This window comes from Enterobacter sp. N18-03635, assembly GCF_004006055.1.
Lineage (GTDB): Bacteria > Pseudomonadota > Gammaproteobacteria > Enterobacterales > Enterobacteriaceae > Enterobacter > Enterobacter vonholyi.
In genome coordinates this window covers 770005-795491 of the sequence record NZ_CP034769.1, presented here as the reverse complement: position 1 = coordinate 795491, position 25487 = coordinate 770005, and the positions used below count along the sequence as shown (strand labels likewise).

Annotated in this window: 21 protein-coding genes; 13 read left to right on the top strand and 8 right to left on the bottom strand. The window is 55.7% G+C overall.

Annotated features, from left to right (window positions below):
* Positions 1-93: 93 nt before the first annotated feature.
* Complete coding sequence (acnB, locus tag ELK40_RS04455) at positions 94-2691, bottom strand: bifunctional aconitate hydratase 2/2-methylisocitrate dehydratase (RefSeq protein ID WP_032645211.1); 2598 nt, start codon at positions 2689-2691, stop codon at positions 94-96.
* A 398-nt stretch (positions 2692-3089) separates the two neighbouring features.
* Between acnB and ELK40_RS04450 the strand changes: the two genes are divergently transcribed.
* Both ELK40_RS04450 and ELK40_RS04445 read left to right on the top strand, forming a co-directional pair.
* A complete protein-coding gene (locus ELK40_RS04450; RefSeq protein ID WP_127729636.1) occupies positions 3090-4649 on the top strand; it encodes a DUF3300 domain-containing protein in 1560 nt (519 codons plus the stop codon).
* A gap of 10 nt (positions 4650-4659) precedes the next feature.
* Positions 4660-5451, top strand: coding sequence for a DUF2950 family protein (locus ELK40_RS04445; RefSeq protein WP_127732731.1), 792 nt, complete (start codon positions 4660-4662; stop codon positions 5449-5451).
* Between the two features lie 52 nt (positions 5452-5503).
* On the opposite strand, the gene lpdA is transcribed toward ELK40_RS04445, so the two are convergent.
* The 4 genes from lpdA to pdhR all read right to left on the bottom strand — a co-directional run bounded on the left by lpdA (position 5504) and on the right by pdhR (position 12565).
* Positions 5504-6928 (bottom strand): dihydrolipoyl dehydrogenase, encoded by a 1425-nt coding sequence (lpdA, locus tag ELK40_RS04440; protein ID WP_003856313.1) that lies wholly within the window; start codon positions 6926-6928, stop codon positions 5504-5506.
* A 175-nt stretch (positions 6929-7103) separates the two neighbouring features.
* The gene (aceF, locus tag ELK40_RS04435) at positions 7104-8999 is read right to left on the bottom strand and encodes a pyruvate dehydrogenase complex dihydrolipoyllysine-residue acetyltransferase (RefSeq protein ID WP_111964021.1); all 1896 of its coding nucleotides are present in this window, start codon (positions 8997-8999) and stop codon (positions 7104-7106) included.
* Between the two features lie 14 nt (positions 9000-9013).
* The gene (gene aceE, locus ELK40_RS04430) at positions 9014-11677 is read right to left on the bottom strand and encodes a pyruvate dehydrogenase (acetyl-transferring), homodimeric type (RefSeq protein WP_028015529.1); all 2664 of its coding nucleotides are present in this window, start codon (positions 11675-11677) and stop codon (positions 9014-9016) included.
* A 123-nt stretch (positions 11678-11800) separates the two neighbouring features.
* A complete protein-coding gene (gene pdhR, locus ELK40_RS04425) occupies positions 11801-12565 on the bottom strand; it encodes a pyruvate dehydrogenase complex transcriptional repressor PdhR (protein ID WP_008501960.1) in 765 nt (254 codons plus the stop codon).
* Between the two features lie 263 nt (positions 12566-12828).
* Between pdhR and ELK40_RS04420 the strand changes: the two genes are divergently transcribed.
* The 4 genes from ELK40_RS04420 to ELK40_RS04405 all read left to right on the top strand — a co-directional run bounded on the left by ELK40_RS04420 (position 12829) and on the right by ELK40_RS04405 (position 16996).
* Positions 12829-13056, top strand: a complete 228-nt coding sequence (locus tag ELK40_RS04420) for a hypothetical protein (protein WP_127729634.1) — start codon at positions 12829-12831, stop codon at positions 13054-13056.
* A gap of 46 nt (positions 13057-13102) precedes the next feature.
* Positions 13103-14473, top strand: coding sequence for an aromatic amino acid transporter AroP (gene aroP, locus ELK40_RS04415; RefSeq protein ID WP_127729632.1), 1371 nt, complete (start codon positions 13103-13105; stop codon positions 14471-14473).
* Between the two features lie 164 nt (positions 14474-14637).
* The gene (locus tag ELK40_RS04410; RefSeq protein ID WP_115876428.1) at positions 14638-16035 is read left to right on the top strand and encodes an MFS transporter; all 1398 of its coding nucleotides are present in this window, start codon (positions 14638-14640) and stop codon (positions 16033-16035) included.
* Between the two features lie 10 nt (positions 16036-16045).
* On the top strand, positions 16046-16996 hold the full coding sequence (locus ELK40_RS04405; protein ID WP_127729630.1) for a family 43 glycosylhydrolase: 951 nt from the start codon (positions 16046-16048) through the stop codon (positions 16994-16996).
* A gap of 18 nt (positions 16997-17014) precedes the next feature.
* On the opposite strand, the gene ampE is transcribed toward ELK40_RS04405, so the two are convergent.
* Positions 17015-17869 carry a beta-lactamase regulator AmpE gene (ampE, locus tag ELK40_RS04400; RefSeq protein ID WP_127729628.1) on the bottom strand — a complete coding sequence of 285 codons (855 nt, stop codon included), beginning with the start codon at positions 17867-17869 and terminating at the stop codon, positions 17015-17017.
* Between the two features lie 9 nt (positions 17870-17878).
* Entirely contained in the window at positions 17879-18430 is a 552-nt protein-coding gene (gene ampD, locus ELK40_RS04395; RefSeq protein WP_127729626.1) for a 1,6-anhydro-N-acetylmuramyl-L-alanine amidase AmpD, read from the bottom strand.
* Positions 18431-18517: 87 nt separating this feature from the next.
* On the opposite strand from ampD, the gene nadC reads away from it, so the two are divergent.
* From nadC to hofC, 4 genes are all read left to right on the top strand, one after another.
* A complete protein-coding gene (gene nadC / locus ELK40_RS04390; RefSeq protein WP_127729624.1) occupies positions 18518-19411 on the top strand; it encodes a carboxylating nicotinate-nucleotide diphosphorylase in 894 nt (297 codons plus the stop codon).
* 174 nt (positions 19412-19585) lie between these two features.
* Positions 19586-20023 (top strand): prepilin peptidase-dependent pilin, encoded by a 438-nt coding sequence (ppdD, locus tag ELK40_RS04385; RefSeq protein WP_111964028.1) that lies wholly within the window; start codon positions 19586-19588, stop codon positions 20021-20023.
* A gap of 10 nt (positions 20024-20033) precedes the next feature.
* Positions 20034-21416, top strand: coding sequence for a type II secretion system protein GspE (gspE, locus tag ELK40_RS04380; protein ID WP_127729622.1), 1383 nt, complete (start codon positions 20034-20036; stop codon positions 21414-21416).
* The gene (gene hofC / locus ELK40_RS04375; RefSeq protein WP_127729620.1) at positions 21406-22590 is read left to right on the top strand and encodes a protein transport protein HofC; all 1185 of its coding nucleotides are present in this window, start codon (positions 21406-21408) and stop codon (positions 22588-22590) included. The genes gspE and hofC overlap by 11 nt, the downstream gene beginning before the upstream one ends.
* A gap of 41 nt (positions 22591-22631) precedes the next feature.
* On the opposite strand, the gene ELK40_RS04370 is transcribed toward hofC, so the two are convergent.
* Positions 22632-23675, bottom strand: coding sequence for a GMP reductase (locus ELK40_RS04370; RefSeq protein WP_127729618.1), 1044 nt, complete (start codon positions 23673-23675; stop codon positions 22632-22634).
* A 228-nt stretch (positions 23676-23903) separates the two neighbouring features.
* On the opposite strand from ELK40_RS04370, the gene coaE reads away from it, so the two are divergent.
* From coaE to yacG, 3 genes are read left to right on the top strand one after another with little or no spacing between them, the layout of a single operon-like run.
* Entirely contained in the window at positions 23904-24524 is a 621-nt protein-coding gene (coaE, locus tag ELK40_RS04365; protein WP_127729616.1) for a dephospho-CoA kinase, read from the top strand.
* The gene (zapD, locus tag ELK40_RS04360) at positions 24524-25267 is read left to right on the top strand and encodes a cell division protein ZapD (RefSeq protein WP_047173318.1); all 744 of its coding nucleotides are present in this window, start codon (positions 24524-24526) and stop codon (positions 25265-25267) included. The genes coaE and zapD overlap by 1 nt, the downstream gene beginning before the upstream one ends.
* A gap of 9 nt (positions 25268-25276) precedes the next feature.
* The gene (gene yacG / locus ELK40_RS04355; protein WP_127729614.1) at positions 25277-25471 is read left to right on the top strand and encodes a DNA gyrase inhibitor YacG; all 195 of its coding nucleotides are present in this window, start codon (positions 25277-25279) and stop codon (positions 25469-25471) included.
* The last annotated feature ends 16 nt before the right edge of the window (positions 25472-25487 follow it).

Genomic DNA, 25487 nt, shown 5'->3' with positions numbered 1-25487 from the left:
CAAGACCCTGCGGCCTGATGCCCTCACCCCGTCCCTCTCCCACAGGAGAGGGGGCAAACACTAAAAACCGTCTCGTAGAGACGGTTTTGCTGTTTATACTGCCGTCTGGAAGATAACCCCGTCAGCCTTCTCGGTGTACTGAGAGAGCTGGTCGAAGTTCAGGTAGCGATAGGTATCAACCGCAGTCTTATCCACCTGAGCCACGAAGGTCTGGTACTCTTCCGGCGTTGGCAGTTTGCCAATCAGCGCCGCAACCGCCGCCAGCTCAGCAGAAGCCAGGAAGACGTTCGCACCGGTACCTAAACGGTTCGGGAAGTTACGGGTCGAGGTGGAGACCACGGTCGCGCCGTCGGCTACGCGCGCCTGGTTACCCATACACAGGGAACAGCCAGGAATTTCGATACGCGCACCGCTCTTACCAAACACGCTGTAGTATCCCTCTTCGGTCAGCTGAGCCGCATCCATACGGGTCGGCGGAGCCACCCACAGACGGGTTGGCAGCTGTCCTTTGTGGGTATCCAGCAGCTTACCGGCTGCGCGGAAGTGACCGATGTTGGTCATGCAGGATCCGATGAACACTTCGTCGATCTTCTCGCCCTGAACTTCAGACAGCGGACGCGCGTCGTCCGGATCGTTCGGTGCACACAGGATTGGCTCTTTGATATCCGCCAGATCGATGTCGATCACCGCCGCGTACTCTGCGTCGGCATCGGCTTCAAGCAGCTGCGGATCGGCCAGCCATTTTTCCATGCCCTGGATACGACGCTCCAGCGTACGACGGTCGCCGTAGCCTTCTGCAATCATCCACTTCAGCAGCACGATGTTAGAGTTCAGGTACTCAATGATAGGCTCTTTGTTCAGCTTGATGGTACAGCCCGCAGCTGAACGCTCGGCGGAGGCATCGGTCAGCTCGAACGCCTGCTCAACCTTCAGATCCGGCAGACCTTCAATTTCCAGGATACGGCCAGAGAAGATGTTTTTCTTCCCTTTCTTCTCAACGGTCAGCAGACCCTGTTTAATCGCATACAGCGGGATCGCGTGAACCAGGTCGCGCAGGGTGATACCCGGCTGCATTTTACCTTTGAAGCGCACCAGCACCGATTCCGGCATATCCAGCGGCATTACGCCGGTCGCCGCAGCAAACGCCACCAGACCGGAACCCGCCGGGAAGGAGATACCGATTGGGAAACGGGTATGGGAGTCACCGCCGGTACCCACGGTATCCGGCAGCAGCATACGGTTCAGCCAGGAGTGGATTACGCCGTCACCCGGACGCAGGGAAACACCGCCGCGGTTCATGATGAAGTCTGGCAGCGTGTGGTGCGTGGTCACGTCAACCGGCTTCGGATACGCCGCAGTGTGGCAGAAGGACTGCATCACCAGATCGGAAGAGAAGCCCAGGCACGCCAGGTCCTTCAGTTCGTCGCGAGTCATTGGGCCAGTGGTGTCCTGAGAACCTACGGAGGTCATCTTCGGCTCGCAGTATGCGCCAGGACGAACGCCGGCGACGCCGCAGGCGCGACCGACCATTTTCTGTGCCAGAGAGTAACCGCGATTGCTTTCCGCCACGTCTTTCGCGTGACGGAATACATCACTGTGCGGCAGACCCAGCGCTTCACGCGCTTTGGTGGTCAGGCCACGGCCGATGATCAGCGGAATACGACCACCGGCGCGCACTTCATCGATCAGCACGTCGGTTTTCAGCTCAAAGCTTGCCAGCAGTTCGTTGGTTTCGTGGTTACGCACTTCACCTTTGTACGGGTAAACGTCAATCACGTCGCCCATGTTCAGGTTAGAGACGTCCACTTCGATCGGCAGTGCGCCCGCATCTTCCATGGTGTTGAAGAAGATTGGTGCAATTTTGCCGCCGAGGCACAGACCGCCGCCGCGCTTGTTTGGCACGTGCGGAATATCGTCGCCCATGAACCACAGCACGGAGTTGGTCGCGGACTTACGGGAAGAACCGGTACCCACAACGTCACCCACGTAGGCCAGCGGGAACCCTTTTTTCTGCAGGGCTTCGATCTGTTTGATCGGGCCAACGCTGCCAGGCTGATCCGGCTCAATGCCTTCACGGGCGTTTTTCAGCATCGCCAGGGCGTGCAGAGGGATATCCGGGCGAGACCACGCGTCCGGTGCCGGAGAGAGGTCATCGGTGTTGGTTTCACCGGTCACTTTGAAGACGGTAACGGTGATTTTTTCAGCCAGCGCTGGACGGTTCAGGAACCATTCGGCATCAGCCCAGGACTGCATCACCTGTTTCGCATAGACGTTGCCAGCTTTGGCTTTTTCTTCCACATCGTAGAAGTTATCGAACATCAGCAGCGTAGACGAGAGCGCTTTAGCGGCAATCGGTGCCAGCTTGTCGTTATCCAGCGCGTCAATCAGCGGATGAATGTTGTAACCACCCTGCATGGTGCCGAGCAGTTCAATGGCTTTTTCAGGAGTAACCAGTGGGGAGGTGGCTTCGCCTTTGGCGATAGCAGCAAGGAATCCGGCTTTTACGTAGGCAGCTTCATCTACGCCAGGCGGTACGCGGTTGATCAACAGATCTAACAGGAATTCTTCTTCGCCCTTAGGCGGGTTCTTCAGCAGCTCGACGAGCGCGGCCATTTGGGTTGCATCTAAAGGTTTGGGTACAATTCCCTCGGCGGCACGTTCTGCTACGTGCTTACGGTATTCTTCTAGCACGACGGTTCTCCTCGCTCTCATTGTCATATGCGGCGGGCGTTCTCTTCACGCTCCTGTGAGACAGCAGTTTGTAGGGTAAATGCCCGATACCGCGTCGGGCAGCATAGCAGGATTTCTGCACAGTGTTAATCCGTTTACAAAAAAGCAACATTAAAAAATTTGCTGAATCGTTAAGCATGGTGTAGCGGGGATTTAGGCCATCATTTGCGGTTTCTTCTGCACCGTGACGCTTCAGTTTTTCCTTCATCAGATATAATTGTGTAATAAATACTCACACTCTTTATCCGGACGTACCGGACGCTTCCCAATAAAAGTCAAAACGGTAAAAGGCGGGTGAATAATACTCACGCCAACCGTAACGCCTCACGGCACAGCGCTTGTCTCGTTGGAGTCATTTTATGAAGTTGCCCTTTAAGCCACATCTGCTCGTCCTACTGTGCAGTGCCGGGCTGTTTGCCGCCTCGGGCGTCATGTTTGTCAAAAGCCGCGCAACGGAACCCGTTGCGACAGCCCCCGTCGCACAACAGCCGGCTGCACCGACGGTGCCTGCCGCAGCGCAGCCCGCCCTTGCTGTCGCGCCAACCTACACAGCCGCACAAATCGATCAGTGGGTTGCCCCCATTGCGCTCTACCCTGACGCCCTGCTTTCACAAATTCTGATGGCCTCGACTTACCCGGCCAACGTGATTCAGGCGGCGCAGTGGTCCAAAGACAACCCTAAAATGGAAGGAGACGCCGCGATTCAGGCCGTTGCCAGCCAGCCCTGGGATCCGAGCGTGAAATCGCTGGTCGCGTTTCCTCAGCTTATGTCCCTGATGGGTGAAAACCCGCCGTGGGTACAAAATCTGGGCGATGCGTTTCTCGCGCAGCCGAAAGACGTAATGGATTCCGTTCAGCGCCTGCGCGCGCTGGCACAAAAGACCGGCGCTTTACAATCCACGCCTCAGCAGACGGTTACCACCGTGACTAAACCGGCACCAGCGAAAACCAGCGCCACCGAGGCAACAACAACAACCACGTCTGCGCCCGCCCCTACGGTTATCAAAATTGAATCTGCCGATCCGCAGGTCGTTTACGTCCCCACCTATAACCCCAACACGGTTTACGGGACCTGGCCCAACACCGCGTATCCTCCCACCTATCTCCCGCCCACGCCCGGAGAGCAGTTTGGCAACAGCTTCGTTAACGGCTTAGGTTTCAGCCTGGGCGTTGCCACAACCTATGCCATCTTCAGCAACATCGACTGGGACGACGACGATGACTGGGACCACCATCATGACGGTGACTGGGATAATCACGGCGGCTATAACCGCAACGGTGATAACAACATCAATATCAACGTTGAGAACTTCAATAAAATCAGCGGACAGCATCTGACGGACGCCAACCGTACCTGGCAGCACAACCCGGCCTATCGGGAAGGCGTGCCCTATCCGACTAACCAGCTCAACAACCGTTTCCACTCCACCAGCACGGCTACCGGGCTAAGCTCAACGCAGCAAAAACAGGTTAACCGGGACAGCCAGCGTCAGGCTGCCCTGAGCCAGATGGAGAAGTCCACGGGTAAAACCTTCCCCCAAACGGCGCGCACCGGCACGAAAGATGTTCAGCGTCAGGCCTCAAGTGAACAGCTGAAGCAGATTTCCCAGCGCAATAACTACCGTGGCTACGACACCAAACCTCAGACGACGAGGCGGAGCACCACGCAGCAGCGAGAAAATCGCCAGACCACCGCTCAGAGACAAGAGAAACGGGTATCGCAGCCCGCGCAGCAACGCACTCTGCAGCAGCGAAACAGCCAGCCCCGGGCCAATGCGCTGAGCGGCAACGACAGCCGCTCCGCGAACTGGCAGGCGCAGCAGCAGCGCGGTGCGCAAAGCAGACAGTTCGCTGCGCGCCAGCAGCAGCGTCAGGCGTCTGGTGGACGCGCTGAACGCCGTGAAATTCGACATCGCTAAGGGAACCGACATGAAAAGTAAACTACTCAGCGGAATGGTGTTGTTCATGCTTTCGGCCCCGGTGATGGCGCAGCAGTCCTTCAGCACGCCCGATCGGGCGACCGATGCGCTGGCCAACGCCATCAGTGAGCAAAATGAGAGCGCGATGAGCAATCTGCTTGGAGAGAACTGGCGCGATTTTCTGCCCCCTGAAGGCGTTGATCCTGATGCCGTCGATCGCTTCCTGCGCGACTGGAAAGTCCGTCATAAGACCGTTATCGAAGGGGATACGGCGCATCTGGTTGTCGGAGACAGCGGCTGGCAGCTTCCTATCCCGGTGATCAAAACCACTGCAGGCTGGCAGTTCGATATCAAAGAAGGGGCTGAAGAAATCCTGACCCGCGAAATTGGGCGTAACGAGCTCGCCGCCATTGAAGCCTTACATGCCTATGTTGATGCGCAGCAAAGCTACTTTGCGATGAACCAGAAATACGCGCAGAAGATTGTCAGCTCGAAGGGGAAAAAAGACGGTTTGTACTGGCCCGCCTCCCCCGGCGAAGCGCCCAGTCCGCTCGGACCGGCATTTAGCCCAAAAGAGCCAGGTACCGGCTATCACGGCTATCGCTTCCGCATCCTGCCGGATAATAACGGTTTCGCGATGGTGGGCTGGCCGGTCAGCTACGGCCAGACGGGCGTCATGAGCTTTTTGATAAACCAGGACGACAAGGTGTACCAGTCCGATCTCGGCAGCGATTCAGAGCAGAAAGCCCGTGCGCTAGCCGCCTATAGCCCTGATAAAACCTGGCAGCCTGTAGCACCCTGAACGCAGCGCATAAAAAAAGCGGCCATTGGCCGCTTTTTTCATCTGAAGAAACTTATTTCTTCTTCGCTTTCGCGTTTGGCAGGTCGGTGATGCTGCCTTCAAACACTTCTGCCGCCAGGCCCACGGACTCGTGCAGAGTCGGGTGAGCGTGGATGGTCAGCGCGATGTCTTCAGCGTCACAGCCCATTTCGATAGCCAGACCGATTTCACCCAGCAGCTCGCCGCCGTTGGTACCGACAATCGCACCACCGATCACACGGTGAGTCTCTTTGTCGAAGATCAGTTTGGTCATACCGTCTGCGCAGTCGGATGCGATAGCACGGCCAGAAGCAGCCCACGGGAAGGTGGCGGTTTCGTAGCTGATGCCTTTCTCTTTCGCTTCTTTCTCAGTCAGACCAACCCATGCCACTTCTGGCTCGGTGTACGCGATAGATGGGATCACTTTCGGATCGAAGTAGTGCTTCATGCCGGCGATAACTTCAGCGGCAACGTGACCTTCGTGAACACCTTTGTGCGCCAGCATTGGCTGACCGACGATATCGCCGATAGCAAAGATGTGCGGCACGTTGGTGCGCAGCTGTTTGTCAACGCGGATGAAGCCACGGTCGTCCACTTCCACGCCAGCTTTGCCCGCGTCGAGGTTTTTACCGTTCGGTACACGACCGATAGCCACCAGCACGGCGTCGTAACGCTGTGGTTCGGATGGGGCTTTTTTGCCTTCCATGGAAACGTAAATACCGTCTTCTTTCGCTTCAACGGCAGTCACTTTGGTTTCCAGCATCAGGTTGAATTTCTTGCTGATGCGTTTGGTGAAGACTTTAACGATGTCTTTGTCGGCAGCCGGGATAACCTGGTCGAACATTTCAACCACGTCGATCTCTGAACCCAGCGCATGGTACACGGTACCCATTTCCAGACCGATGATACCGCCGCCCATAACCAGCAGACGCTTAGGAACGGTTTTCAGCTCCAGCGCATCGGTGGAATCCCACACGCGTGGATCTTCATGCGGAATGAATGGCAGTTCGATTGGGCGAGAACCTGCCGCGATGATCGCGTTGTCGAAGTTGATCACGGTTTTGCCGTTTTCGCCTTCCACTTCCAGGGTGTTCGCACCGGTGAATTTACCCAGACCGTTTACCACTTTCACTTTACGGCCTTTGGCCATACCCGCCAGACCGCCGGTCAGCTGAGTGATAACTTTCTCTTTCCAGGTACGAATTTTGTCGATATCGGTTTTCGGCTCGCCGAAGACGATACCGTGTTCAGCCAGCGCTTTGGCTTCTTCGATAACTTTCGCTACGTGCAGCAGCGCTTTAGAAGGGATACAGCCGACGTTCAGACAAACACCGCCGAGGGTGCTGTAACGTTCTACGATGACGGTTTCCAGACCTAAATCCGCGGCGCGGAATGCTGCGGAGTAACCTGCCGGGCCTGCCCCAAGTACTACGACCTGAGTTTTGATTTCTGTGCTCATCATGACCTCTTAATTTATACCCGTCGTCCACCGGGTCGTTCTATCCGCCCGCAGTTTACAAAATTGTTAACAATTTTGAAACAACAAACGGCTCACGAATTGTCGCTTTCGCCAATAACCTCACAAACACCATGAGATTATCAGAAAAAAGCCGGCCGACTGGCCGGCTTTTCGATTACATCACCAGGCGGCGAATGTCGCTCAGCATGTTGTTGATGATGGTGATGAAGCGCGCACCATCAGCACCGTCGATCACGCGGTGGTCGAAGGACAGAGAGATTGGCATCATCAGACGCGGTACGAACTCTTTGCCATTCCACACCGGCTCCATCGCGGACTTAGACACACCGAGGATAGCCACTTCCGGCGCGTTCACAATCGGCGCGAAGTGGGTGGTACCCAGGCCGCCGATGCTGGAGATAGTGAAGCAGCCGCCCTGCATTTCGCCGGCAGTCAGCTTACCATCGCGCGCTTTCTTGGAGATCACGGTCAGTTCACGGGACAGCTCAGTGATGCTCTTCTTGTTCACGTCTTTGAAGACCGGAACAACCAGACCATTTGGCGTATCAACCGCAACACCGATGTTGATGTATTTCTTCAGCGTCAGCTTCTGGCCGTCTTCGGACAGGGAGCTGTTGAAGCGTGGCATTTGTTCAAGAGCCGCAGCAACCGCTTTCATGATGAAGACCACTGGGGTGAATTTCACGTCCAGTTTACGCTTCTCAGCTTCGGCGTTCTGCTGTTTACGGAACGCTTCCAGATCGGTGATATCGGTCTTATCGAAGTGCGTAACGTGCGGGATCATCACCCAGTTACGGCTCAGGTTCGCACCAGAGATTTTCTGGATACGGCCCAGCTCCACTTCTTCGATTTCGCCGAACTTGCTGAAGTCCACTTTCGGCCATGGCAGCATGCCCGGGATACCGCCGCCAGCGGCTGCAGCTGGTGCAGCTTCGGCGCGTTTCACCGCGTCTTTCACGTAGGTCTGAACGTCTTCGCGCAGGATACGACCCTTACGGCCGGTCCCTTTCACTTTCGCCAGGTTAACACCGAATTCGCGCGCCAGGCGACGAATCAGCGGGGTAGCGTGGACGTAAGCGTCGTTTTCAGCGAACTCTGATTTTTCTGCTTTTGCAGCAGGGGCAGCGGCTGGTTTAGCAGCCTGAGCCGGTGCAGCAGCCGGTGCTGGAGCAGCCGCGGCAGCCGGAGCAGCGGCAGGCGCAGCGCCTTCCACTTCGAAGACCATGATCAGAGAGCCGGTAGACACTTTGTCGCCGGTGCTGATTTTGATCTCTTTAACGGTACCCGCGAATGGCGCAGGGACTTCCATAGAAGCCTTGTCGCCTTCAACGGTGATCAGTGACTGTTCAGCGGCAACTTTGTCGCCCACTTTTACCATCACTTCGGTGACTTCAACTTCGTCACCGCCGATGTCCGGTACGTTAACGTCTTTCGCGCCGCCAGCAGCGGCTGGTGCTGCGGCCGGAGCCGGAGCAGCGGCCTGTGCAGGCGCGGCAGCAGGGGCAGCACCCGCCACTTCGAAGATCATGATCAGGGAGCCGGTAGACACTTTGTCGCCGGTGTTGATCTTGATCTCTTTAACGGTACCCGCGAACGGAGCCGGCACTTCCATAGAGGCTTTGTCGCCTTCTACGGTGATCAGTGACTGCTCTGCCGCAACGGTATCGCCCACTTTCACCAGGATCTCAGTGACTTCAACTTCGTCACCGCCGATATCCGGCACGTTCACTTCTTTTGCAGCTGCGGCAGCTGCTGGAGCAGCGGCGGCCGGAGCGGCTTTCTTCTCTTCCTGCGCAGGTGCAGCAGCTGCTGCACCGTCGGCGGAATCGAAAATCATGATCAGTTTGCCAGTCTCGGTTTTATCGCCAACAGAGACTTTGATCTCTTTAACGATGCCAGCCTGAGGAGACGGGACTTCCATAGAGGCTTTGTCGCCTTCTACGGTGATCAGCGACTGTTCAGCTTCAACTTTGTCGCCTACTTTGACCAGGATCTCGGTGATTTCAACTTCATCAGCCCCGATGTCCGGTACATTGATTTCGATAGCCATTATTCTTTTACCTCTTACGCCAGACGCGGGTTAACTTTTTCTGCATCGATGTTGAATTTGGTGATTGCGTCTGCAACCACTTTCTTATCGATTTCGCCACGTTTAGCCAGTTCGCCCAGTGCTGCTACAACCACGTAAGAAGCATCAACTTCGAAGTGGTGACGCAGGTTTTCGCGGCTGTCAGAACGACCGAAGCCGTCAGTACCCAGTACGCGATAATCATCAGCTGGAACGTAAGTACGAACCTGCTCAGCGAACAGTTTCATGTAGTCAGTAGACGCCACCGCTGGCGCGTCGTTCATCACCTGAGCGATGTAAGGAACGCGTGGGGTTTCCATTGGGTGCAGCATGTTCCAGCGCTCACAATCCTGGCCATCACGCGCCAGTTCAGTGAAGGAGGTAACAGAGTACACATCGGAACCGACACCGTAGTCTTTCGCCAGGATCTGCGCTGCTTCACGAACGTGACGCAGGATAGAACCGGAGCCCAGCAGCTGAACTTTACCTTTGCTACCTTCGATGGTTTCGAGTTTGTAGATACCTTTACGGATACCTTCCTCGGCACCTGCTGGCATTGCCGGCATGTGGTAGTTTTCGTTCAGGGTGGTGATGTAGTAGTAAATGTTCTCCTGCGCTTCACCGTACATGCGCTGCAGACCGTCATGCATGATGACCGCCACTTCGTACGCGTAAGACGGGTCGTAAGAGATACAGTTAGGGATAGTCAGAGACTGAATATGGCTGTGACCATCTTCGTGCTGCAGACCTTCACCGTTCAGGGTCGTACGACCGGAAGTACCACCGATCAGGAAGCCGCGAGCCTGCTGGTCGCCTGCCTGCCAGCACAGGTCACCGATACGCTGGAACCCGAACATGGAGTAGTAAATGTAGAACGGGATCATCGGCAGGTTGTTGGTGCTGTAAGAGGTCGCAGCAGCCAGCCAGGATGCGCCTGCGCCCAGCTCGTTGATACCTTCCTGCAGGATCTGACCTTTCTCGTCTTCTTTGTAGTATGCAACCTGCTCACGGTCCTGCGGGGTGTACTGCTGGCCGTTCGGGCTGTAGATACCGATCTGACGGAACAGACCTTCCATACCGAAAGTACGCGCTTCGTCGGCGATGATTGGCACCAGGCGATCTTTGATCGACTTGTTCTTCAGCATCACGTTCAGAGCACGAACGAAAGCGATAGTGGTAGAGATCTCTTTGTTCTGCTCTTCCAGCAGCTGAGAGAAGTCTTCCAGCGCTGGCAGTTCCAGCTTCTCGGTGAAGTTAGGCTGACGAGCTGGCAGGTAGCCTTTCAGCGCCTGACGACGTTCGTGCAGGTACTTGTGCTCTTCAGAACCTTCCGGGAAGGTGATGTAAGACAGGTTTTCTACCTGCTCATCGGTGACTGGAACGTTGAAACGGTCGCGGATATAACGCACACCGTCCATGTTCATTTTCTTAACCTGGTGAGCGATGTTTTTACCTTCTGCGGTATCACCCATGCCGTAACCTTTGATGGTGTGGGCCAGGATTACAGTCGCTTTACCTTTGGTTTCACGCGCTTTTTTCAGTGCAGCGTAGATTTTCTTAGGATCGTGACCACCGCGGTTCAGGGCCCAGATCTGCTCATCAGTCCAGTCTGCAACCAGGGCTGCGGTTTCTGGATATTTGCCGAAGAAGTGCTCACGCACGTAGGCACCGTCTTTGGATTTGAAGGTCTGGTAGTCACCGTCAACGGTTTCGTTCATCAGCTGGATCAGTTTACCGCTGGTGTCTTTACGCAGCAGTTCGTCCCAACGGGAACCCCACATCACTTTGATCACGTTCCAGCCAGCACCTGCGAAGATGCCTTCCAGTTCGTTGATGATCTTGCCGTTACCGGTTACCGGACCATCCAGACGCTGCAGGTTACAGTTGATGATGAAGCACAGGTTGTCCAGCTTCTCACGGGTTGCGATGGTGATCGCACCTTTGGATTCTGGCTCATCCATTTCGCCGTCGCCCAGGAAGGCGTATACGGTCTGCTCAGAGGTGTCCTTCAGACCACGGTGTTCCAGATACTTCAGGAATTTCGCCTGGTAGATCGCACCGATTGGGCCCAGACCCATAGATACGGTCGGGAACTGCCAGAATTCAGGCATCAGTTTAGGGTGCGGGTAAGAAGACAGACCTTTACCGTGAACTTCCTGACGGAAGTTGTTCATCTGCTCTTCAGTCAGACGACCTTCCAGGAATGCACGTGCATAGATGCCCGGAGAGATGTGGCCCTGGAAGTACACCAGATCGCCGCCGTCTTTCTCGTTCGCTGCACGGAAGAAGTGGTTGAAGCACACTTCGTAAACGGTCGCAGAAGACTGGAAGGACGCCATGTGGCCACCCAGTTCCAGGTCTTTCTTGGATGCGCGCAGAACGGTCATAATGGCGTTCCAGCGGATTGCAGAACGGATACGACGTTCCAGATCCAGATTGCCCGGGTATTCCGGTTCGTCTTCGACGGCAATCGTGTTTACGTAGTTGCTAGCCCCTGCACCTGAAGCAACCTTCACGCCGCCTTTGCGGGCTTCAGAAAGCAGCTGATCAATCAGATACTGAGCGCGCTCAACACCTTCTTCACGGATGACCGATTCGATCGCCTGTAGCCAGTCGCGAGTTTCGATCGGATCCACGTCATTTTGGAGACGTTCTGACATGGGGGTATTCCTTATCTATCTAATACGTTGATTTGTCTGGAACCTGTCCCATTGTGCTCTTGGGCAAGAACACAATAAGACAGGTTCTGCGTTTAGTTGCCGCGCTCTAAAAGTACCTGGCGCTTAATCCTTTCGTTGCTGTATGCGGCGTAATGAACGTTCGCGACGCGATTGTTCACGGCTGCGGTCCAGCAAGATTTCCTCAATGAAAGCCAGATGGCGGTGCGACGCTTCGCGCGCCTGCTCCGGTTCCCCGGCCATTATCGCCTCGAATACTCGGGTGCGATGGTTGCTTACCAGTGGGAGCATGTCCCGACGGGCATACAACAATTCAAAATTTTGACGAACGTTCTGGGCCAGCATCGGCTCCATGCAGCGTAGCAGATGGAGGAGCACCACGTTGTGGGCCGCTTCGGTGACGGCGATTTGATACTGGACGACGGCGCTGGACTCGGCGTCTAAATCGCCGGACTGCTGTGCCCGTTCAATGGCCTGATGCAGTTCGCGGATACGCACGCGATCTTCATCAGTGCTGCGAAGGGCGGCGTAATAGGCCGCAATACCTTCCAGCGCGTGACGGGTCTCAAGCAGATCAAACTGGGATTCTGGGTGGTCAGAGAGAAGTTCTACCAGCGGATCGCTGAAGCTCTGCCACAGGCTGTTTTGCACAAAGGTTCCGCCGCCCTGGCGACGAAGCAGCAAGCCCTTTGCTTCGAGACGTTGAATCGCCTCACGCAGAGAAGGACGTGAAACGTCGAACTGTTTTGCCAGCTCGCGTTCTGGCGGAAGTTTCTCACCCGGGCGCAGAGTCCCTTCGAGGATTAAAAACTCCAGCTGCTGCTCAATCACATCAGATAGTTTTGGTTGGCGAATTTTGCTGTAGGCCATATTCCCTGTCTTACGCCTTTTTGCCCGGAGTCAATTGGTCTTACCAATTTCTATTTCGTATCGCTAAAGTAACAAAGTATTCACCTTCTGTCCATATTGGTTTTGATTGAAATCAGTAAACCCTGCACATTTTAACAACCTTACAGAAATAACGTTTCAGAAATGTAACTTTGCACAAATGAGTTGATTACTCCCAAAGAGGGAGTTTTAACCATAATGAAACGAGGGCTTTTGCAATCTGAAGCGATTCAACAAGGCAAATAATGAAAATTCGCCCACTTACGGAGCATTTCTATTCTATAGGTTGGGAGAGGAACAACGAGCGGGCCGATTTACAAATGCTTTCTTTTTATTCAAGTCGTCATCACCCCTTCATAAAGCAGGTGCATTCGCAGGCACTTACCACTATTCTGGCGCTTACGGAAGTCACCTCCGCTTTTTTCGGTCTCGTTAACCGTAAAGAAATAAATACAGAATATGGATTTTCATAATTACACACGCTCAGCGTGAACATAACAACCACACACGAGGTTTCAAATGGAAGCTCAACAGCACGGCGATCAGCTAAAGCGCGGGCTTAAAAACCGCCATATACAGCTCATCGCACTGGGCGGTGCGATTGGTACCGGCCTGTTTCTGGGCAGCGCATCCGTTATCCAGTCAGCCGGTCCGGGCATTATTTTGGGTTACGCGATTGCGGGTTTCATTGCTTTTCTGATCATGCGCCAGCTGGGCGAAATGGTGGTTGAAGAGCCGGTCGCCGGCTCCTTCAGCCACTTTGCCTATAAATACTGGGGCAGCTTTGCCGGTTTCGCCTCGGGCTGGAACTACTGGGTGCTGTACGTTCTGGTTGCCATGGCTGAGCTTACCGCCGTCGGGAAGTACATTCAGTTCTGGTACCCAGAAATCCCAACCTGGGCTTCTGCTGCAGCCTTCTTCGTCATTATCAACGCCATTAACCTGACGAACGTTAAAGTGTTCGGGGAGATGGAGTTCTGGTTTGCCATCATCAAGGTCATTGCCGTGGTGGCGATGATTATCTTTGGCGGCTGGCTGCTGTTCAGCGGCAACGGCGGCCCGCAGGCCACCGTGCGCAACCTCTGGGAACAGGGCGGATTCCTGCCTCACGGTATGACCGGTCTGGTAATGATGATGGCCATTATCATGTTCTCCTTCGGCGGTCTGGAACTCGTGGGTATCACCGCCGCTGAAGCCGACAACCCGGAGCAGAGCATCCCGAAAGCCACTAACCAGGTTATCTACCGCATTCTGATCTTCTATGTGGGCTCATTGGCCGTGCTGCTCTCCCTGCTGCCGTGGACGCGCGTCACCGCCGACACTAGCCCGTTTGTGCTGATCTTCCACGAGCTGGGCGACACCTTTGTCGCCAACGCCCTGAACATCGTGGTACTCACCGCCGCGCTCTCCGTTTACAATAGCTGCGTATACTGCAATAGCCGCATGCTGTTCGGCCTGGCCCAGCAGGGTAACGCGCCAAAAGCGCTGCTCAACGTCGATAAGCGCGGCGTGCCGGTAAACACGATTCTTGTTTCGGCGGTCGTGACCGCGCTGTGTGTGCTCATTAACTACATGGCACCGGAATCGGCGTTTGGCCTGCTGATGGCGCTGGTGGTCTCTGCCCTGGTCATCAACTGGGCGATGATCAGCCTGGCGCACATGAAGTTCCGCCGCGCAAAACAGCAGCAGGGCGTCACCACGCACTTCCCTGCCCTGCTCTATCCTCTGGGTAACTGGATCTGCCTGCTGTTTATGGCAGCCGTGCTGGTGATTATGCTGATCACCCCGGGTATGGCGATTTCCGTCTACCTGATCCCGGTCTGGATTGCGATCCTGGGCGTGGGCTATCTGTTCAGTCAGAAAAGCCGTAATGCCATGAAGGCACACTAAGCCTCTCTTCGCGGCACCTGCTTTTACGGGTGCCGCGCGTTGTTACCTCCTTCACACTTTCACGTCCACAGCGCATTTATCCATATCACCGCCCTGATACTGCAACGCATATATTCCTTTGCCAGCAAATAATTCTCTCCATACCGTAAACCGGAGAGCTGTCGATGGATAACAACAAACTGTCAGTAAAAGAAAAGATCGGCTATGGGATGGGCGACGCGGGATGCAACATCATCTTTGGCGCCATCATGCTGTTTGTTAACTATTTTTATACGGATATTTTTGGCCTTGCCCCTGCGCTGGTCGGCGTGCTGCTGCTTTCCGTGCGCGTGATTGACGCCGTAACGGACCCGATCATGGGCGCGATTGCTGACCGTACCCGCAGCAAATATGGCCGGTTTCGTCCATGGCTGCTGTGGATCGCCTTCCCCTACGCGCTGTTCAGCATCCTGATGTTCACCACGCCTGAGTGGAGCTATAACAGCAAAGTTATCTATGCGTTTGTCACCTATTTCCTGCTGTCGCTTACCTACACCGCCATCAACATCCCCTATTGCTCGCTGGGCGGGGTGATCACCAACGATCCAAAAGAACGTGTGGCCTGCCAGTCCTATCGCTTCGTGCTGGTCGGCATCGCCACGCTGCTGCTCTCATTAACGCTGCTGCCGATGGCCGACTGGTTTGGCGGGGACAACAAAGCCAAAGGCTACCAGATGGCGATGACCGTTCTGGCGCTGATTGGCACATGCATGTTCCTGTTCTGCTTCGCCACCGTGCGCGAGCGCGTGCGTCCGGCAGTGCAGACCAATGACCAGCTGAAAAATGACCTGAAAGACGTGTGGAAAAACGACCAGTGGGTGCGCATTCTGCTGCTGACGCTCTGCAACGTCTGCCCGGGCTTTATCCGCATGGCGGCCACCATGTATTACGTGACCTGGGTGATGGGTCAGAGCACTCATTTCGCCACGCTGTTTATCAGCCTGGGCGTTGTCGGCATGATGCTCGGCAGCGTGCTGGCAAAAGTGCTGACCGACCGCTGGTGCAAACTAAAGGTCTTCTTCTGGACCAATATCGTACTGGCGATTTTCTCCTGCGCCTTTTATTTCTTCGACCCGAAAGCCACCGTCACCATCGTGGTGCTCTACTTCCTGCTGAACATCCTGCACCAGATCCCGTCTCCGCTGCACTGGTCGCTGATGGCCGACGTGGACGACTACGGCGAGTGGAAGACCGGTAAGCGCATCACCGGGATCAGCTTCTCCGGCAACATCTTCTTCCTGAAGCTGGGGCTGGCGATTGCCGGGGCGATGGTCGGCTTCCTGCTCTCCTGGTACGGTTATGATGCGGGAGCAAAAGCGCAGAGCGCGGACGCCATTAACGGGATCGTGCTGCTCTTTACCGTCATTCCCGGCATTGGATACTTAATTACCGCGGGTGTAGTACGACTGCTGAAGGTGGATCGTGAAACCATGAAGCAGATCCAGTCCGATCTGGAAAAACGCCGCAACAACTATCAAGAGCTGAACGATTATCAGGAACTGAAAGCTGCTGAGACTAAATAAGGAAAGCCGAATGCAAACCTGGCCAAACCCGTTTATCGAACAACGCGCCGATCCGTACATTTTACATCACGAGGGGCAGTACTATTTTATCGCCTCCGTGCCGGAGTACGACAGGCTGGCGATCCGCCGCGCAGCGTCGCTGGAAGGCTTACGTCATGCCGAAGAAGTGGTGGTCTGGCGTAAACCCGAGACCGGACCAATGAGCCAGCTGATTTGGGCGCCGGAACTGCACCACATTGACGGGAAGTGGTACATCTATTTTGCTGCGGCGCACACCCAGGCGCTCGACGCGCTCGGGATGTTCCAGCACCGCATGTTTGCCATTGAATGTGCCGACAGCGATCCGCTTACCGGCACGTGGGTGGAAAAAGGGCAGATCAAAACGCCTTTCGATACCTTCGCCCTGGACGCCACCACCTTTTTGCATCAGGGGAAACGCTGGTATCTGTGGGCGCAAAAAGCGCCGGATATCACCGGAAACTCCAACCTTTATCTGTGTGAAATGGCGGACCCGTGTACGCTGAAAGGCGAGCCGGTGATGCTCAGCAAGCCGGAATACGACTGGGAGTGTCGCGGGTTTTGGGTCAACGAAGGCCCGGCGGTACTGGTTCACGGCGATAAGCTGTTTATCAGCTATTCCGCCAGCGCTACCGACGAGAACTACTGCATGGGGCTGCTGTGGATAGACCTGAACGCGGATCCGCAAAACCCATTGAACTGGCAAAAATCTCCGCATCCCGTATTCGTTACCAGCTACGAAAATCGCCAGTACGGCCCGGGCCATAACAGCTTTACGCAAACGCCGGAAGGGGACGATGTGCTGGTGTATCACGCGCGGAATTACACCGAAATTGAGGGCGATCCGCTGTACGATCCGAATCGCCATACCCGCCTGAAGCTTGTCCGCTGGAATGAAAACGGGATGCCTGATTTCGGCATCCCGCCCGCGGATACGCTTTAAACTTTGCGGCGCGCTGGCTTACACCAGCGTGCCGTAGATAGTCAGCAGCGCCACGATAACCACCACCACAAACGACGTCTTCTTCGCCATGGAGACAGCGGCTTTCGGCGTTTCAATCTTGTCGGTATGCGGCTCACGTGCCAGCGAGAACTGCGCAAGACGCGTTAGCACCTGATACTGCGACGTATGGCGATCGGCAAGAGAAGCGAACCATGCGGGCAACGCTTTTTCACCGTGGCCAATTAACGCATAAACCACGCCCACCAGACGCACCGGGAGCCAGTCGAGCACGTGCAGGATGGCATCGATGCCGGACAGCAGGCGTTCATGCGGCGTCAGATAGCGGGCAAGCCAGGTCTGCCAGGCGCGCAGGAACGCATACCCCATCAGCAGTACCGGCCCCCACGGGCCGCCCACTACGAACCAGAACAGCGGCGCCAGGTAGTAACGGAAGTTAATCCACAGCAGCGCGTTTTGCAGCTCGCGCAGAAACTCGCGCTCGTCGCAGTCAGGCGGCACGCCGTGGATCATGGTTAGTTCGCTCGCCATGGCACTGCGCGCATGGGCATCATCACGGGAGGCGGCTTTCAGGTAGGCGTGATAGTGCAAACGCACCTTGCCCGCACCAATGCACAGCACGCCGAGCAGGATCCACACCACCAGCAGCGGCACGTTGAAAAACAGTCCGTACAGCGAGCGCAGGAGCAGGAACGTAATGACCATCACCCCTGCCATCATCAGCAGCGTGCGCAACATGGAAAAATGCTTAATCCGGCGGAAAAACACCTCCAGCCGGTGATCCAGATGCCAGTGCTCACCGAGCTTGAACAGGCGTTCAGCGATGATGACCAGCAGCATGGTAAACAACGTCATGGTATCTCCTTATTCTGACGACGCGATGAGCATGGCGCGAAAGCGGGGCCAGTCGAATGCCGGGCCGGGATCGGTTTTTCTCGCCGGGGCAATATCGCTGTGTCCCGTAATATTGTCGGCAATGGTCGGGTAGAGTCCGATAAGCGTGCGGGTCACAGCCGCTAGCTGTTGATACTGTGAATCGGTGTAGGGCGTGGTATCCGTGCCTTCCAGTTCGATCCCGATAGAAAAATCATTGCACCGCTCGCGCCCGTGATACACCGACACCCCGGCATGCCAGGCGCGCTTATCAAAAGGAACATACTGAACCACTTCACCATCGCGACGAATCAGGCAGTGAGCCGATACGCGCAGATGTGCAATTTCAGCAAAGAAGGGATGAGCATCGGGATCAATCGTTCCCGTGAATAACGCATCAATCCACGGGCCGCCAAATTCACCCGGCGGGAGACTAATATTATGAACCACCAGCAGTGTGGGCTTTTCATCCTCCGGGCGGCAATCGTGGTGCGGCGAGGGCACACGCCGCGCATCCACCAGCCATCCGTTTTCTAACAACATGCTGGAACTCCTTCTGTATGGTGCAATGACTCGGTTCAGAGTAGCATGTTTCAATATTATGATTCGTTACCAATTTGGAGTTTTATCATGCCGCCTCGCCGCTACAACCCCGACCACCGACGTGAAGCGCTTCTGGAACGTATTAATATGGATATTCCGGCAAGCGTCTCCCATGCTTTGAAAGAAGATCTGGGCGGTGATGTTAATGCCGAAAAGGATATTACCGCACAATTGTTGCCGAAAGAGACGCGCTCCCACGCGGTCATTATCACCCGCGAAGAGGGTGTTTTTTGCGGCAAGCGCTGGGTTGAAGAGGTCTTTACTCAACTGGCGGGTGATGATGTGCAGATTATCTGGCACGTTGAAGACGGCGATGCGATTACGGCAAACCAGCCGCTGTTTGAACTGGACGGTCCTTCCCGCGTCTTGCTGACTGGCGAACGTACCGCGCTCAACTTTGTACAAACGCTCTCTGGTGTCTCCAGTGAAGTGCGTCGCTACGTTGACCTGCTGGCAGGCACCCGCACCCAGCTGCTGGATACCCGCAAAACGCTGCCGGGCCTGCGCACGGCGCTGAAGTATGCGGTGCTGTGCGGCGGTGGCGCAAACCATCGTCTGGGCCTGTCCGACGCCTTCCTTATTAAAGAAAACCATATTATTGCCTCTGGCTCCGTGCGTCAGGCAGTGGAGAAGGCCTTCTGGCTGCATCCGGACGTGCCGGTTGAAGTGGAAGTGGAAAACCTGGACGAGCTGGAGCAGGCGATTAAGGCCGGGGCCGATATCATCATGCTCGATAACTTCGAAACCGAGCAGATGCGCGAGGCGGTAAAATTGACTAACGGCCGGGCCCAGCTTGAAGTGTCCGGGAACGTCACCTTCGAAACGATCCGTGAATTCGCCGAAACCGGCGTGGATTACATCTCCGTCGGCGCGCTGACCAAACACGTTCGCGCCCTCGACCTCTCAATGCGCTTCAAATAATGCATTCTCCCCTCTCCGCCCGGAGAGGGGAATTTCAGCCCCGCTCGCATATCCGCTGTTCTTCCCTGCAACGCGGCATAAATTCTCTGAATGTGCTTTCCCGTTCACTTTTTTGCCCCTCGTATCTGCCCTTTCGCGCTGACAGAGTAGCGCCACTAAACGTAAGGAGCAGATATGAACAGACAACACGGATTCACTCTCATTGAGCTGATGGTGGTCATCGGCATTATCGCGATTCTGAGCGCCATCGGCGTACCAGCCTATCAGAACTACCTGCGCAAAGCGGCGCTGACCGATATGCTGCAAACCTTCGTTCCTTACCGCACGGCCATTGAGCTTTGCGCACTTGATCACGGAGGCGTGGAGAGCTGCGATGCCGGCAGCAACGGTATCCCTTCCCCCACCACGACACGCTACGTTTCAGGAATGAGCGTGGCAAAAGGGACCGTGACCTTAACAGGACAGGAGAGTCTTAACGGGCTGACGGTAACCATGACGCCACGGTGGAACGACGGCAACGGTATGACGGGCTGGACGCGCGACTGTAAGATCGGTGCTGATAGCGCCCTGAAACAGGCCTGCGAAGACGTTTTCCGCTTCGACAACAACTGAGGAGCGGATAATGAATACCGAGCAACTCGTGGCGCTTTGTCTGCGCCACCGCGCGCTGCTGCTCACCAGCGACAGTGACATGGTCAGCATTGCCGTCGTGGGAAGCCCCGCGGCTGAACTCATGGAGGCGCTGCGCTTCGCGACCCAGAAACGAATTGATATTGAGTGCTGGAGCGCTGAGCGCATGGAAAAACACCGGCAGATAACGTCCCAATCGCATCTGCCCGGCATTACGCAAACATACTCAACAGTTGATGTCCTCAACCACACGCTGCAGCAGGCAATCAACCGACGCGCCTCTGATATTCATATCGAACCGATGGAGCACGCGTGCCAGATTCGTTTGCGTATCGACGGCGTACTTTGCCCTCAGCCTCCCCTTGCCGCTGAACTGGCAAGCCTGTTAAGCGCACGTTTAAAGGTGCTGGGTAACCTGGATATTGCAGAACGTCGTTTGCCCCAGGACGGTCAGTTTACGATTGAGCTGGCAAACGAGCCGGTCTCATTTCGGATCGCGACGCTTCCCTGCAGCGGTGGTGAGAAAATTGTGCTGCGTCTCTTGCATCAGGTTCAGCAGGCCCTTGAGCCTGAAGCGCTTGGTATGAGTGCTGAACAACTGGCCCGTTTCAACGAGGTGCTCCACCAGCCGCAGGGGCTGATTCTGGTCACCGGCCCTACCGGCAGCGGCAAAACCGTGACGCTGTACAGCGCGTTGCAGGCGCGTAACACCCCTGACGTCAACATATGCAGCGTGGAGGATCCCATTGAGATCCCCCTTGCGGGTTTAAACCAGACGCAGATTAATCCCCGGGCGGGTTTAACATTCCAGAGCGTGTTAAGGGCGCTGCTACGTCAGGATCCCGACATCATTATGGTCGGCGAAATCCGTGACGGTGAAACGGCAGAAATTGCCATTAATGCCGCCCAGACCGGGCACCTGGTGCTGTCGACCCTGCACACCAACTCGACGACAGAAACCCTGATTCGACTGGAGCAGATGGGCGTCGCGCGCTGGATGATATCTTCCGCGCTGTCGATGGTGATTGCCCAGCGACTGGTCCGGCGCCTGTGCCCACATTGTCGTCGGGAAGCCAGCGAGCATGCTGAATTACCGCGCGCCGTATGGTCCAGACCACTTCCTCGCTGGCAGTCCACCGGCTGCGATCGCTGTTATCACGGTTTTTATGGCCGCGTGGCTATTTTTGAAGTACTCGCGGTCGACAATGCGCTGCGGCAGGCCATTGCCAGCGGAGCGGGAACAGAAGTGATAGAAGCGAGCGCCCGGCAGGCGGGAATGATTTCTCTTTTCGAGCACGGTTGCATGGCCGTCGAACAAGGGCTGACCACGCTCGAAGAACTGGTGCGCGTGCTGGGAATGCCAAATGGCGGCTAATCAACTCTGGCGCTGGCGAGCGCTCACCAAAGAAGGTGAACTCCGAAGCGGGACACTCTGGGCCACAGACCGCAATGCCGCCTTCACCCGGCTAGTGCGGAGCGATCTCCATCCTTTGACGCTGACCCGATGCGCTCAGCAACACCGCTGGCGGCCACATCACTGCTACGAGATGTTTCGCCAGCTTGCAACGCTTCTGCAGGCCGGGCTGACGTTGTCCCACAGCCTGCAGATGCTGGCAGAGCAACATCCGTTAAAACCGTGGCAGGCACTGCTGCAAAGTATTGCCGATGAGCTCGGTGAGGGAGCCCCCTTTTCTGAGTCGCTAAAAAAGTGGCCAGCCGTTTTTAGCCCACTGCATGTCTCGATGGTGAAAACCGGTGAGCTCACAGGGAAACTGGAGGAGTGTTGTCGCCAGCTCGCGCAGCAGCAAAAAGCGCAGCAGGAGCTCAGAGCAAAGGTAAAAAAAGCCCTGCGCTATCCGGCGATTGTCCTGACGCTGGCCGTGCTCGTGGTGCTGGCGATGGTTGTCCTGGTCTTGCCCGAGTTTGCCGCGATCTATAAAACGTTTAACGCTCCGCTTCCCCTGCTGACACAGATGGTCATGGGGATGGCCGCCTTTATCCAGTCCTATGCCCTCGCGTTGTTCGCCGCGTTATTAGCGCCCTTGGCCGCTGCCTGGGCTCTGCGGCAGAACCCTCGCTGGCAGCGCATGCTGATGTATACGCCCGTGATGGGCGCGCTGGCAAAAGGGCAAAAACTGGGACACATCTTTACCGTGCTGTCACTCACGCAGCAGTCTGGAATCCCCTTTCTACAGGGCCTGGAGAGTGCAGAGGAGACCGTTGAAAGTCGGTACTGGCAGGGAATACTCCGTGGCGTTCGGGAGGACATTGAAAAAGGTCTCCCCGTCTGGTCATCCTTTAATAAAGCGGGCATCTTTACCCCGCTGTGTATTCAGCTTTTACGAACCGGCGAAATATCAGGTGCGCTGGATATCATGCTGGCAAACCTCGCCCGGCATCACACGGAACAGACCTTTCAACGAGCAGATAGCCTGGCGGCCCTTCTGGAACCGGTGCTTCTGATTGTGACAGGGGTCATCATCGGCACGCTGGTGGTGGCAATGTACCTGCCGATTTTCCATCTGGGGGATGCGTTGAGTGCGGGATAGTACAGCAGGGCTGGCGCACGGGCATGCGCCAGCGAAAGCCATTACAGGCTATTGAATACGCGGTTTTCTTGTTCCTGAACGCGAATAAACGTCGTACGCTTTGTCAGCTCTTTCAGACGGGATGCTCCAACGTAGGTGCAGGCAGAGCGCAGGCCGCCGAGGATATCGCGTGCGGTGTTTTCAACCGGGCCGCGCAGAGGCAGCTTCACGGTTTTGCCTTCTGCCGCACGGTATTTTGCTACGCCACCGACGTGACGGGTCATCGCAGACTCAGAGCTCATGCCGTAGAACAGCATGAATTTCTCGCCGTTCTCTTCAACTACGGTACCACCGCTCTCTTCGTGACCTGCCAGCATACCGCCGAGCATCACGAAGTCCGCGCCGCCGCCGAAAGCCTTTGCGACATCACCCGGCATGGTGCAACCGCCGTCGCTGATGATCTGTCCGCCCAGCCCGTGCGCCGCATCGGCACATTCAATGACGGCGGAGAGCTGCGGATAACCGACGCCGGTTTTGACGCGTGTCGTGCATACAGAGCCCGGACCAATGCCCACTTTCACGATATCGGCACCGGAGAGGATCAGCTCTTCACACATTTCACCGGTCACCACATTGCCCGCGATGATGGTTTTCGTCGGCCAGGCCTCACGCGCCTTGCTGACGAACTGCACGAAGTGCTCGGAGTAACCGTTCGCCACGTCAATACAAACGAAGTTGAGCGCCGGGTTAGCGTTCAGGATCTGTTTGGTCTTCTCGAAATCCGCATCGGAGGTGCCGGTAGAAACCATCACATGCTTCACTACGTCAGCAGATGTGGACGCGACAAACGCATTCCACTCTTCAGGGCTGTAATGTTTGTGCACGGCGGTGAGAATATCAAACTGTGCCAGGGCGGTTGCCATCTCAAAGGTACCCACAGTATCCATGTTGGCAGCGATGATCGGCACGCCAGACCAGGTCTGACCGGAATGCTTAAAGGTGAATTGACGTTCGAGTTCAACGTCTGAGCGACTTTTCAGTGTAGAGCGTTTAGGGCGGATAAGAACGTCTTTGAAACCTAACTTCAGATCTTCTTCGATACGCATGTGCGGATTCCTGGGGTTAGAGGCAAATATGTTAAAAGCACAACTCCAGTGACGCTATCATACGCACTAATACCTGCTCCGCAAGACTGCGAAATTCTCTTTTTTTACGCTACAATCCTATAAATTTACCTGGTCAAAAGCCGGTAAACAGGGCTAAACAGTTGCTGGCGCATCTGAGAGTTTTAATCCACTGATTTTAATAATGAATAATTCCCAGGATTTGATTTAATGGGGTATATCGTTGCATTAACCGGCGGCATCGGTAGTGGTAAAAGTACCGTTGCGGACGCGTTTTCTCGTTTGGGTATCACGATTATTGATGCCGATATCATTGCCCGCCAGGTGGTAGAGCCCAATACACCCGCGCTAAAGGCCATAGCAGAACATTTTGGTCAGGCAATCATCAATGCCGACGGCACACTGAATCGCCGTCAGCTTCGCGAATGGATTTTTTCTGATTCTGCGGAAAAAGCCTGGCTTAATGCCCTGCTCCACCCCATCATCCACCAGGAAACTCAGCGTCAGATAGCCGCAGCCCGCTCGCCCTATGTCCTGTGGGTGGTCCCGCTGCTGGTGGAAAATCAGCTGCATCAGAAAGCCGATCGGGTGCTGGTGATTGATGTTGACCCCGAAACGCAAATCCAGAGAACCATGACGCGCGATCGCGTTTCGCGGGAGCATGCTGAACAAATTCTTGCCGCTCAGGCTACGCGCGCTCAGCGTCTTGCCGTGGCGGATGATGTTATTGATAATAACGGCGCACCAGATGCCATTGCATCGGATGTTGCCCGTCTGCACGCGCAGTATCTGACGTTCGCCGCGCAGGCCGTTGCACAGGAAAAACCATAATGTCGACACACATCCTTTTTGAGCATCCGCTCAATGAAAAAATGCGCACCTGGCTGCGTATCGAATTTCTTATTCAACAACTTTCACAACATCTGCCGGTTAACGATCATGCCACCGCATTGCACTTCTTCCGCAACGTAGGCGATCTGCTGGATGTGATTGAACGCGGTGATGTCCGCACAGAATTACTCAAAGAGCTGGAGCGCCAGCAGCGTAAATTGCAGGCATGGACAGAAGTCCCCGGCGTAGATCAGAGCCGTATCGACGCGCTCCGCCAGCAGTTGAAAAGCAGTAGCGCCGTCCTGATGGCCGCGCCACGCGTCGGGCAGTTTTTGCGCGAAGACCGCCTGATTGGCCTGGTGCGCCAGCGTCTGAGCATCCCTGGCGGCTGCTGCAGCTTCGACCTGCCGACGCTGCATATGTGGCTACATATGCCACAGGCGCAGCGTGACGCACAAGTGAACAGCTGGCTGGCAAGCCTGGAGCCAATGCACCAGACGCTGTCGCTGATCCTCGACCTGATACGTAACTCTGCGCCGTTCCGCAAGCAAACCAGCCTGAATGGTTTCTACCAGGATAACGGTGATGATGCCGATCTTCTGCGCCTGAATTTATCGCTTGGCGAACAGCTTTACCCGCAGATTTCCGGGCATAAGAGCCGTTTTGCGATTCGCTTTATGCCGCTGGACAGTGAAAATGGCACCGTGCCGGAACGTCTCGATTTTGAACTGGCCTGTTGTTAAGGAGTGCCGATGTCTGATGTCACCACCGTAAGCTGCCCAACCTGTGGTAAAACCATTGTCTGGGGCGAAGTCAGTCCGTTCCGCCCATTCTGCTGCAAGCGCTGTCAGCTCATTGACCTGGGCGAATGGGCGGCGGAAGAGAAACGCATTCCAAGCAAAGGCGATCTCTCGGACAGCGATGACTGGAGTGAAACCCAGCAGTAATCTGTAAAGCCTGCTG

Bases quoted from the DNA above. Each gene is read 5' to 3' on its own strand.
- ELK40_RS04445 (WP_127732731.1), top strand. From the start codon at position 4,660: ATGAAAAGTAAACTACTCAGCGGAATGGTGTTGTTCATGCTTTCGGCC.
- gspE (WP_127729622.1), top strand. From the start codon at position 20,034: ATGAATACCGAGCAACTCGTGGCGCTTTGTCTGCGCCACCGCGCGCTG.
- ampE (WP_127729628.1), bottom strand. From the start codon at position 17,869: ATGACGTTGTTTACCATGCTGCTGGTCATCATCGCTGAACGCCTGTTC.
- lpdA (WP_003856313.1), bottom strand. From the start codon at position 6,928: ATGAGCACAGAAATCAAAACTCAGGTCGTAGTACTTGGGGCAGGCCCG.
- nadC (WP_127729624.1), top strand. From the start codon at position 18,518: ATGCCGCCTCGCCGCTACAACCCCGACCACCGACGTGAAGCGCTTCTG.
- ELK40_RS04370 (WP_127729618.1), bottom strand. From the start codon at position 23,675: ATGCGTATCGAAGAAGATCTGAAGTTAGGTTTCAAAGACGTTCTTATC.
- ppdD (WP_111964028.1), top strand. From the start codon at position 19,586: ATGAACAGACAACACGGATTCACTCTCATTGAGCTGATGGTGGTCATC.
- aceE (WP_028015529.1), bottom strand. From the start codon at position 11,677: ATGTCAGAACGTCTCCAAAATGACGTGGATCCGATCGAAACTCGCGAC.
- ampD (WP_127729626.1), bottom strand. From the start codon at position 18,430: ATGTTGTTAGAAAACGGATGGCTGGTGGATGCGCGGCGTGTGCCCTCG.
- ELK40_RS04405 (WP_127729630.1), top strand. From the start codon at position 16,046: ATGCAAACCTGGCCAAACCCGTTTATCGAACAACGCGCCGATCCGTAC.
- aceF (WP_111964021.1), bottom strand. From the start codon at position 8,999: ATGGCTATCGAAATCAATGTACCGGACATCGGGGCTGATGAAGTTGAA.
- ELK40_RS04410 (WP_115876428.1), top strand. From the start codon at position 14,638: ATGGATAACAACAAACTGTCAGTAAAAGAAAAGATCGGCTATGGGATG.
- aroP (WP_127729632.1), top strand. From the start codon at position 13,103: ATGGAAGCTCAACAGCACGGCGATCAGCTAAAGCGCGGGCTTAAAAAC.
- ELK40_RS04450 (WP_127729636.1), top strand. From the start codon at position 3,090: ATGAAGTTGCCCTTTAAGCCACATCTGCTCGTCCTACTGTGCAGTGCC.
- ELK40_RS04420 (WP_127729634.1), top strand. From the start codon at position 12,829: ATGAAAATTCGCCCACTTACGGAGCATTTCTATTCTATAGGTTGGGAG.
- coaE (WP_127729616.1), top strand. From the start codon at position 23,904: ATGGGGTATATCGTTGCATTAACCGGCGGCATCGGTAGTGGTAAAAGT.
- pdhR (WP_008501960.1), bottom strand. From the start codon at position 12,565: ATGGCCTACAGCAAAATTCGCCAACCAAAACTATCTGATGTGATTGAG.
- hofC (WP_127729620.1), top strand. From the start codon at position 21,406: ATGGCGGCTAATCAACTCTGGCGCTGGCGAGCGCTCACCAAAGAAGGT.
- zapD (WP_047173318.1), top strand. From the start codon at position 24,524: ATGTCGACACACATCCTTTTTGAGCATCCGCTCAATGAAAAAATGCGC.
- yacG (WP_127729614.1), top strand. From the start codon at position 25,277: ATGTCTGATGTCACCACCGTAAGCTGCCCAACCTGTGGTAAAACCATT.